This is a genomic window from Sphaerochaeta sp., assembly GCF_050178175.1.
Taxonomy (GTDB): Bacteria; Spirochaetota; Spirochaetia; order Sphaerochaetales; family Sphaerochaetaceae; genus Sphaerochaeta.
On sequence record NZ_JBFXGH010000154.1, the window covers coordinates 1 to 4213 of the forward strand.

The following is a 4213-nucleotide window of genomic DNA, read 5'->3' on the forward strand; positions in this document are numbered from 1 at the left end:
CTACGTCAAGTTTTTGCATGCAATACTTGACGCACTGATTGCCTCGGTTAAGTTTATTCAGTGGTATGGGCATAAGGCCAGAAATACCAATCAGTGAGGTAAGAAAAACCGGCTAGAAACGTTTGGTTACCCCAACGAGTATCTGGAAATCATCGGTATACCCGCTCGCACTTCCACTCGGTCGGTCATATGTCCTTCTTCCAATCCAATTGACCTGACCAAACAATTCCAGGTTTGGAATATCGGTATAGTAGGTGCCGCCAAGGCCGACGATCAAACGCTCTGTGATATTATCCCCTGAGGGCGAGGGACCTGAAATGTTAGGATCATTATCATTATTTGTTGTATCATCATCATCACTATCTATACGGTGGGCAGCAAGGTAGTCCAGCTTTCCTTGGCGGTGGATGGTGAGTGAGGAGGTGATGTTCACCTTCCCAGGAAGGAGATAGTCCAATCTTGCTTGGTAGACCTTGCTGTCAGAACCCCAGCTGTACCCCAAGTAGTCGATGATGACAGGACGCAAATGAGCCTGGTTCTTGATCAAATCTCTTGCTACAAGGAAATCTACGTGATGTCTTCGATACATCGCAGGGTCAGTAGATGCTGCTTCAAGACCGAATGTAAAATACCCCTTTTGGGCATCCCATGAGTATGAGCCAGAAACCAGGAACGCCAGAGCGTTTGCAGTAGCAGCTCCCTCGCTTGATAATTGGAACTGGTCAAGCGCAAACTGGCCATGGAATGCGAGCCCAGGGAGGGGAGTGATGTCAGCTTCGAGACTGGCGATTGAGTTTACCTGTTCAACGTGAAAGAGGTTGTGGTAGATATAGGTCGGGTCGATATATTGCAGGTTGAGCCCATCCTGGTTTGCCATTACATTCTCACTGATGGAGATTCGAGCCCACACAGCTGGGTTGAACTCAAAGCGGTGGGCGAGGAAGATACGCGGGCTTTTCCCTGTCTGGCTTACATCAGGAAAGAAGAGGTAGAGCAGTTGTGCCTTAAACGTTTCATTGAAGAAGGACGCAGTAAGTCCGGTATGATTGGAGATATGATCCCCTACTACCAGGTTGCCACTCTCTCCCGCTCCCCAGGAGTAGGCCCCGCGACCCAAGCTGATAGCCCACCAGGGACCTGCATAGGTCATCTGTGAGTGGCGGGGGAAGTCTGGCTCAAGAGGGGATCCGAAGAGTGGAAGGTTGCTGCTGAATGTTCTTCTGTAGAGGGTCGCATCAGGAACAAGGAAAGCATCACCTTGATCGAGAAGCGCTCCTATTCCCCATGAATAAAATTCTGTACTGGCATCTGTATCTGGATCAGGATCTACATCTTCAATATATGCCCCGACTCCTGCCTGGAGGGAGGTCTCGAAGAGGAAGGAGGAGGAGAACTGCATGGAAAGGGTAAGGTCGAGGAAGGGTTTCCTTTCATCATAGCTGTAGATCCAGTCATCATAGGAGGTGAAATCCTGGTCATTGGTATGGACGTATGATTCAAGATTAATGGTAGGTGGTAGGGGAAATACGATACGAGAAGGTCTCGTCTACCTGGTGAAATGAGTTTCCTCCCATTCTCTGGTATGCTGTTTCCCATAGGTCCTGATAGGAGTTGTCTTCCTCGATTGCCTCTAGGATTGCTAAAGCCTCATAGGTGTTCCATGGACGACTCGTGGAGGGAAGTGCACGGCCAGAAAGCTGGTAGAGTAAATCAATCTCCTCATAGATGGGGGAGGAGAGAGGAATCTGGGCAGGGGATACCGCAGCCAAGGGGAATATTCCTATACATAGAAGAATCATCAGTACTGCAATACGACATTTCATGAATCACACCTTCCATACTATTCTTCCTCTACTGTAGAACATGGGTGGTAAAAAGAAAAGCAAGGAAAGAAACATTCCTGCCGTGAAATAGTGAATATCCACTTCCCAGAATGGAAAAATTATCTGAAGATATGGGTATGAAAATACCAGCCGCTATTAAGAAAGCTTGTGATACATTTTCCAGACAATATGTAGCCTTGGAAGAATATTTCGACGATTATATCATGGATAATGAATCCACTCTGAAGCTTGTAAAATCGTTTATTGACTCCCTGATTGAACTGGTTTCTGATGCAGAAGCATATGTGGAAGCCCTGGCTACCCAGTATGCTGATGCTCTGATACTTACAAACCCGAAAGCTATCAGTCGCATACGTTCTGCGAATGTTGATACACTCTCCAGTGAGTTGCTTGATACGCTCACTGCATGGGAAGAAAACCCCGGATTTTTCTGTTTCTTCACCATACAGGAACGTATCTGCAAGGATTTCTTTGCGATTGAGGATTGCATTACCGGTAACACCTACAAGCTCTATAGCCCAAGTTTGCAGGATCTACAGGAAAAACATGAAAGCAGGAATGTACATTATCTCGCGCTCATGATGAACAATGGAGAGTGTCTCCAGGCAAGCGGAACGCTTCATTATACGCACTATTCTTCTTCTGATATCGACTTTCTTTGTAACACGTTTGATGCAACCACGTTCTCTTCCTCAGGTTTGACTGGTTTGTTGCTCCGGCACCCTACTGCAATGTACTATCTCGATTTACAGATTCCTGGCAATGAATTGGTACATAATGGACATATCCTTGCAGTTTTTTACATATCAGTACCGAGACTCTCCTATACGTTTGACCCTGATTACTGGACGATTGACAACCGAGGGAAAGTAGCTTCTTATAGCCTGGAAAGATCCTCCGATGCCATGCACTCCGCTTATCCAGATGAAAATTTCTGGAATGATATTGCAATGGCAGGAATGCGTGTGTTTAAGATGGAGAAGCATTGGATAGTTCTCGCCCTCTATGGACAAGCATTTGAGGCTCTCTTGACCATCCTTGGCCTATCACGAGACACAGAGCCGGTGAGCGTAGCATTGTCATTGGTATTACATCTACAGAAGCATGCAAAACGGCTTCCTTGGACGCCATTTTTTCTGCTTCCTGAGGAAGGGATGCATCAGGAGAGTAATCAAGAGATGGATATGACAGCTCTCTATACCTTTTTTGGGAATTACAGCGATGCATACAACAATGGAAAACCCTTTGACTTAGTATCGGAAGCAAGGAAACTTGGAATTGATGAGGATTTGGCCAAGGATCTCATTGCCCAAATGCAGAAGAAACGGGAAAGCCGAGATTACCAAGTTCCCGAAGCAGAAGTGAAGTACCGTCTGGAGGGATGGCCGGTTCCTTCTCCAGCCGAGAGAGATGTATTTGATGATGGAATTCTCTCTCCTGAACTGTTCCTTACTCTCGATAGTGATGAAACAGATGATGCATTCAATGTGCTGAGTGGGAATCAGTGGAAAGAAGAAATCGAAGAAATGGGACTGTTCTTCTTCCTACAGGATGCATTCAGTGAGGAATTTTATGATGATGGGGTTACCATCCTCAACACATTTCTTTGGATTCTCTTGCACTTGAGCGAGCAAAAGGTGCTTGTACGCTCTATTGCGCTGGAAATCTTTTGTCTCTTTCCCTTTCTTAATGATTTCTATGAGTTTGAAGACTTTGTGGAACGTTTTAGTGAGAAAGTGTACAAGCTGTTCTGTCGAACTTCGCTCTGCACGATTACACATCGTGTGAAACGGGAGGAAAGAAAGAGGGGCCTGTACACGGTACAAGCCTCATCCTTCTTGAAATCAATTATCTCACCAATTGGTTAATCCTCGGTGTAGAAATAGGTCTTTGGTTTGATGAATGCACGTTTCTTGGCAATGATCATATAGGAGATGATTGAAGCGAGCAAGTAGACTCCGCTGATCACAATTGCCCACCCGAATAGTGCGGGATTGTTCTTGGTGACACTGAACGCCGGGAGGTTGATACTCAGAATGATTGGAATGGCCAGGATAAAGACAATTCCTACCGAATAGAGATAATCTGTGGCAACCGGTGTCTCAAACTCCTTGTCAACCACACGCAGCAGTGCCAGTCCGGTGGGGAGCGTTCCTGTTGCTGAACCGTAGATGACCAACATCCTGAAGAATTGATGGTCATCATAGAGCCGTGAACAGTACCAGGGTAGAATAACCATGGTGATGAAGAGTCCTACCAGTGTAAGGATAAGGATAGGGATCCAATATCCCTGTACAGCAACCAAGCTGATCGCACCAAGTGAAGATGCAACGGTCAAGTCGACAGAGAGGCCGCTTAAGCGGTTACAT

3 protein-coding genes and 1 pseudogene are annotated in these 4213 nt (G+C 46.2%); 1 reads left to right on the top strand and 3 read right to left on the bottom strand.

The features are described from left to right. Positions 1-112 precede the first annotated feature (112 nt). Together AB7S66_RS11585 and AB7S66_RS11590 are read right to left on the bottom strand one after the other, a co-directional pair. Positions 113-1399 carry a hypothetical protein gene (locus AB7S66_RS11585; protein ID WP_428520169.1) on the bottom strand — a complete coding sequence of 429 codons (1287 nt, stop codon included), beginning with the start codon at positions 1397-1399 and terminating at the stop codon, positions 113-115. A 103-nt stretch (positions 1400-1502) separates the two neighbouring features. Further along, positions 1503-1823: a hypothetical protein gene (locus tag AB7S66_RS11590; protein WP_428520171.1), complete on the bottom strand. Its 321-nt coding sequence runs from the start codon at positions 1821-1823 to the stop codon at positions 1503-1505. A 110-nt stretch (positions 1824-1933) separates the two neighbouring features. Here AB7S66_RS11590 and AB7S66_RS11595 point away from each other — a divergent pair, with 110 nt between their 5' ends. Continuing rightward, entirely contained in the window at positions 1934-3712 is a 1779-nt protein-coding gene (locus AB7S66_RS11595; protein ID WP_428520173.1) for a hypothetical protein, read from the top strand. Here the strand turns inward: AB7S66_RS11595 and AB7S66_RS11600 are convergent. Further along, positions 3709-4213: pseudogene (locus AB7S66_RS11600) on the bottom strand (sodium:glutamate symporter); the annotation flags it as partial. The gene AB7S66_RS11595 and the pseudogene AB7S66_RS11600 overlap by 4 nt on opposite strands.

What these genes read in the sequence shown, in the direction of transcription:
- AB7S66_RS11590 (WP_428520171.1), bottom strand. Translation starts at nt 1,823, where the DNA reads ATGAAATGTCGTATTGCAGTACTGATGATTCTTCTATGTATAGGAATA.
- AB7S66_RS11595 (WP_428520173.1), top strand. Translation starts at nt 1,934, where the DNA reads ATGGAAAAATTATCTGAAGATATGGGTATGAAAATACCAGCCGCTATT.
- AB7S66_RS11585 (WP_428520169.1), bottom strand. Translation starts at nt 1,399, where the DNA reads ATGCAGTTCTCCTCCTCCTTCCTCTTCGAGACCTCCCTCCAGGCAGGA.